This is a genomic window from Elstera litoralis (assembly GCF_000963705.1).
Taxonomy (GTDB): Bacteria; Pseudomonadota; Alphaproteobacteria; order Elsterales; family Elsteraceae; genus Elstera; species Elstera litoralis.
Genome location: NZ_LAJY01000212.1, coordinates 1 through 4,206, shown reverse-complemented (window position 1 = coordinate 4,206; position 4,206 = coordinate 1). Strand labels below are relative to the sequence as shown.

Genomic DNA, 4,206 nt, shown 5'->3' with positions numbered 1-4,206 from the left:
TCCTGCAAGGCCCGGTGCGCGGTCGGCTGGGTGCAGGCGGCGGCGGCGGCGATGTCCTTCAGGCGCATGCCGCCGCTGCTGTCGGCCGCAAGCAAGCGGAGCAGGCCGAGCGCGCGGCGCAGGCTGGATGCGCTAGGATCGGGGGATATTTTTTCGAATTCTTCAGGCATCATTCCTATATAAATTCCAAATAACTGAATTTTGTCAAAATAAATTCATTCTAACGGAGTTTCGCGTTGACGCTCCCGGCCCCTCTGCCGCCTCCTTTTAACAGCGGCGCAATGCCCTTTTCCAAGGTCGAGTTTCCCCCGGCGAGGTGGTGATGAGTTTTCTGACGCTGGATCGCTTGAGCAAAACCTACGCCGATCTAACGGCGGTGAAAGAGGTGAGCCTGTCGGTGGAGAAAGGCGAGTTCATCTCGCTGCTCGGCCCCTCCGGCTGCGGTAAAACCACGACCTTGCAGATGATCGCCGGGCTTACCGAGCCTTCAGGCGGCACAATTCACCTGAACGGGCGCGATATTACCCGCGAGAAGCCGAATAAGCGCGGCTTGGGCATCGTTTTTCAGAGCTATGCGCTGTTTCCGCACATGAGCGTGGCGCAGAACGTCGCTTTCGGGCTCGAAATGCGCAAAATCGGCAAGGTGGAACGCGATAAAAAGGTGTCGGAGATCCTCGCCCTTGTCCATCTTACGCCGATGGCCGAGCGGTACCCGCGCCAGCTTTCCGGCGGGCAGCGCCAGCGCGTCGCCATTGCCCGCGCCCTGGTGATCGAGCCGCCGCTGCTGCTGCTGGACGAGCCGCTGTCGAACCTCGACGCCAAGCTGCGCGAGGAAATGCAGTTCGAGTTGCGCCGCATTCAACGCCGCGTCGGCACCACCACGATTATGGTCACCCACGATCAAGCCGAAGCCCTGTCGATCAGCGACCGGGTCGTGGTGATGGAACAGGGGCGGATGACCCAGGTCGATACGCCCTATCGGCTCTACGAACACCCGGCGACCGAATTTATTTCGAGCTTTGTTGGGCGGATGAACCGGCTGAACGGCATTTGGCAGCAGGCGGGGGGCGTTTCCGTCAAGGGCGTGCAGCTGCTGAGCCTGCCGCAGGATCTGGCGGACGGCGCGGCGGTCACGGCCTGCCTGCGGCCCGAGAAGATTTTACTGCGGCCTGCAGGGCGGGCATCGCTCTCGGGCACGATTGCCAGCCGGTTTTTCATCGGCAATTCCTGGCTGTTCACTGTGGAAACGCCCGTGGGGCCGCTTGCGGTCTCGGCCCCCAATCTCGGCGAAGAGCCGCCGCAGGAAGGCGATTCGGTCGGGCTCGACTGGCTCCCCGGCAGCCTGCGCGTGGAGCGTGCCCCATGAGCGGGCGGCGATTAACGCCCGCGCTGCTGGTGGCACCGGGCAGTCTGCTGTTCATTGGTTTGGTTATTATTCCGCTGGTGCTGACGGTGATCCTGTCGTTCCACGCCTATGACCATACGACGGGCATCAAGGACGACCTCACTTTCGGCCATTACCTCGGCGTGCTCACGGACGATTATTACCTTACGATTTTCTGGCGCACGCTGCGGTTGGCCCTGCTGACCACGCTGATTTGCGCGCTCGTGGGCGCGCCGGAAGCCTATATTCTGTCGCGGATGCGCGACCCGTGGCGCTCGGTCTTTCTGCTGGTGATCCTGGGGCCGCTGCTGGTCTCGGTCGTGGTGCGCGCCTTCGGCTGGAGCATGCTGCTCGGCTCGACGGGGCTCGTGAACCAAGCCTTGCAGGCGGTCGGGCTGGGGCCGGTGAAGCTGCTCTATACCGAAAGCGCCATCGTCATTGCCCTAGTGCATGTGATGCTACCCTTCATGGTCATTCCCGTCTGGACGGCCTTGCAGAAGCTTGATCCGACCGTGGAAGCAGCGGCCTGGACGCTGGGGGCCTCGCGCTTCACCACCCTGCGCCGCATCGTGCTGCCGCAGGTGAGCATCGGCCTGCTGTCGGGCAGTTTAATTGTCTTCGGCCTGTCGGCGAGCGCCTTTGCCATTCCCGGCCTGCTCGGCGGGCGGCGGCTGAAAATGGCGGCGACCCTCGTCTACGACGAATATATGCACGAGCTGAATTGGCCGCTGGGGGCGGCTATCGCCATTCTCGTGCTGCTCGCCAACCTCATCATCATGTTGACCTATAACCGGGTGATCGAAACGCGCGCCCGCAAGAGCTTGGGGTAAGCGCCATGCAGAAAAACGGACCCATCGCGCTGCTGTTCCATACGCTCGTGGTGATTTTCATGCTCGCGCCGCTGGCGATTATCTGCCTCGTTGCGTTTACGCCGGAAAATACCCTGTCGATCCCCACGACCAGCTTTTCCCTACGCTGGTTCCGGGCGATTTTCGAGCACCCCGATTTCGTCGACTCGTTCAAGAATAGCCTGCTGCTGGCGCTGCTCTCGGCCAGTTTGGCGACGGCCTTGGCGCTTCCGGCGGGCCTCGCGCTCGACCGCTACCAGTTTCCGGGGCGGGCGGCGCTGAACGGGTTGTTCATGTCGCCGCTGATTATTCCGCATCTGGTGCTGGGCGTCGCCTTCCTGCGGCTGTTCGCGCTGATTGGGGCGACGGGAAGTTTCGGCTGGCTGGTGGTGAGCCACACGATCGTCATTCTTCCCTATGTGCTGCGCCTCGTACTCGCCGCCCTGTCGGGGCTCGACCGCAGTGCCGAACAGGCGGCGCTGACTTTGGGGGCTTCGCCCTGGACCAGCTTTCGCCGCGTCACTGTGCCGATGATCCTGCCCGGCATTACCGGCGGTTGGCTGCTGGCCTTTATCAATAGTTTCGATGAGTTGACCATGTCGATTTTCGTGACCTCGCCGCAGACGATTACGCTGCCGGTGCGGATGTATATGTACGCCACCGAATCCATCGATCCGATGATGGCGGCGGTCTCGGCCCTCATGGTGGCGCTGACGGCGGTGGCGATGCTGGTGCTCGACCGCGCCTTCGGGCTCGATAAAATTCTCATTGGTGAGAAGTGATATGCCGCTGCTGCATCGCCTCACCCGCCACAGCGAAACGCCGCTGCCCTTCACTCTCGACGGCACCCCTTGCGAGGGCCGGGCGGGGGATAGCGTGCTGACAGCGATTCTCACCCACGCAAGCCGGGTCCGCACCAGCGAGTTCTCCGGCAATCCGCGCGCGGGCTTCTGCCAGATGGGCGCGTGCCAGGATTGCTGGGTTCAGCTTGAGGACGGCACGCGCCTGCGTGCCTGCACGACACCGCTAACGCCCGGTCTGCGGATCGTGACAGGGGTTCCAGCATGACCCAGCCCTTGATTATCGGCGCGGGGCCGGCGGGGATTCGAGCGGCGCAAACCTTAGTGGCGGCAGGGTTGCGGCCCTTAGTCGTCGATGAGGCACCGGCCTGCGGCGGGCAAATTTATCGGCAACCCCTGGTGCCCGATGGCCGGTCGGCGCGGGCGCGCTATGGCTCCGAAGCGCCGAAGGCAACCGCGTTGCACACGGCGTTCAACGGCCTACGGGGCCAGATCGATTATTTCCCGAACGCGTTAGTGTGGAACTTGGAGCCGGGCTTTGCCGATCTCGCGCTGGACGGCACCGCCCAGCGCTTCGCCCATACGGGGCTGATTTTGGCAACGGGCGCGACCGACCGGATTTTGCCGGTCCCCGGCTGGACGCTACCGGGTGTCTTCACCCTCGGCGGCGCGCAGATCGCCCTGAAAGCGCAGGGGTGTGCGATTGGACGGAAGCTGGTGTTCGTCGGCTCCGGGCCTTTGCTCTATCTGGTGGCGTGGCAATATCTGAAAGCGGGGGTGAAGGTTGCCGCCGTGCTCGATAGCGCACCTGCCCGCGCAAAACTGGCGCTGGTCCGGGGGCTCGCGCTCGCGCCGAAGATTGTGCTGCGCGGGCTGAAATTCGGGCTCGACCTTAAGCTTGCGGGCGTTCGCCTCGTGTCGGGGGTCGAGCAGGTACGGATCGAGGGCACGGCGCGCGTCGAGGGCATTTCCTGGCGCGCGGGCGGACGGGAGCAGCATTTGCAGTGCGACGGCATTGGCTACGGCCTGTCCTTACGCCCCGAAACCCAATTGGCTGACCTTTCGGGTTGCGCCTTTCATTTTTCCGAGCGGGACCGGGCGTGGCTGCCGGTGCGCGATAAAGCCGGACGCAGCAGCGTTGCGGGCGTTTATCTCGCGGGCGACGGGGCCGGGA

At 63.6% G+C, this 4,206-nt stretch carries 6 protein-coding genes; 5 read left to right on the top strand and 1 reads right to left on the bottom strand.

What is annotated here, in order from left to right; translation table 11 throughout:
- A partial coding sequence (locus VZ95_RS29260) for a helix-turn-helix domain-containing protein (RefSeq protein ID WP_156995184.1) occupies window positions 1–170 on the bottom strand: 170 nt, incomplete at its 3' end.
- A 152-nt stretch (window positions 171–322) separates the two neighbouring features.
- Between VZ95_RS29260 and VZ95_RS09270 the strand changes: the two genes are divergently transcribed.
- The 5 genes from VZ95_RS09270 to VZ95_RS09250 all read left to right on the top strand — a co-directional run.
- On the top strand, window positions 323–1,366 hold the full coding sequence (locus VZ95_RS09270; RefSeq protein ID WP_045775598.1) for an ABC transporter ATP-binding protein: 1,044 nt from the start codon (window positions 323–325) through the stop codon (window positions 1,364–1,366).
- On the top strand, window positions 1,363–2,214 hold the full coding sequence (locus VZ95_RS09265) for an ABC transporter permease (RefSeq protein ID WP_045775597.1): 852 nt from the start codon (window positions 1,363–1,365) through the stop codon (window positions 2,212–2,214). The genes VZ95_RS09270 and VZ95_RS09265 overlap by 4 nt, the downstream gene beginning before the upstream one ends.
- A 5-nt stretch (window positions 2,215–2,219) precedes the next feature.
- Entirely contained in the window at window positions 2,220–3,014 is a 795-nt protein-coding gene (locus VZ95_RS09260) for an ABC transporter permease (RefSeq protein ID WP_045775596.1), read from the top strand.
- A gap of 1 nt (window position 3,015) precedes the next feature.
- Entirely contained in the window at window positions 3,016–3,300 is a 285-nt protein-coding gene (locus VZ95_RS09255) for a (2Fe-2S)-binding protein (RefSeq protein ID WP_045775595.1), read from the top strand.
- Window positions 3,297–4,206, top strand: a 910-nt coding sequence (locus VZ95_RS09250) for an NAD(P)/FAD-dependent oxidoreductase (RefSeq protein ID WP_045775594.1), incomplete at its 3' end; no start/stop codon positions are given. The genes VZ95_RS09255 and VZ95_RS09250, both read left to right, overlap by 4 nt.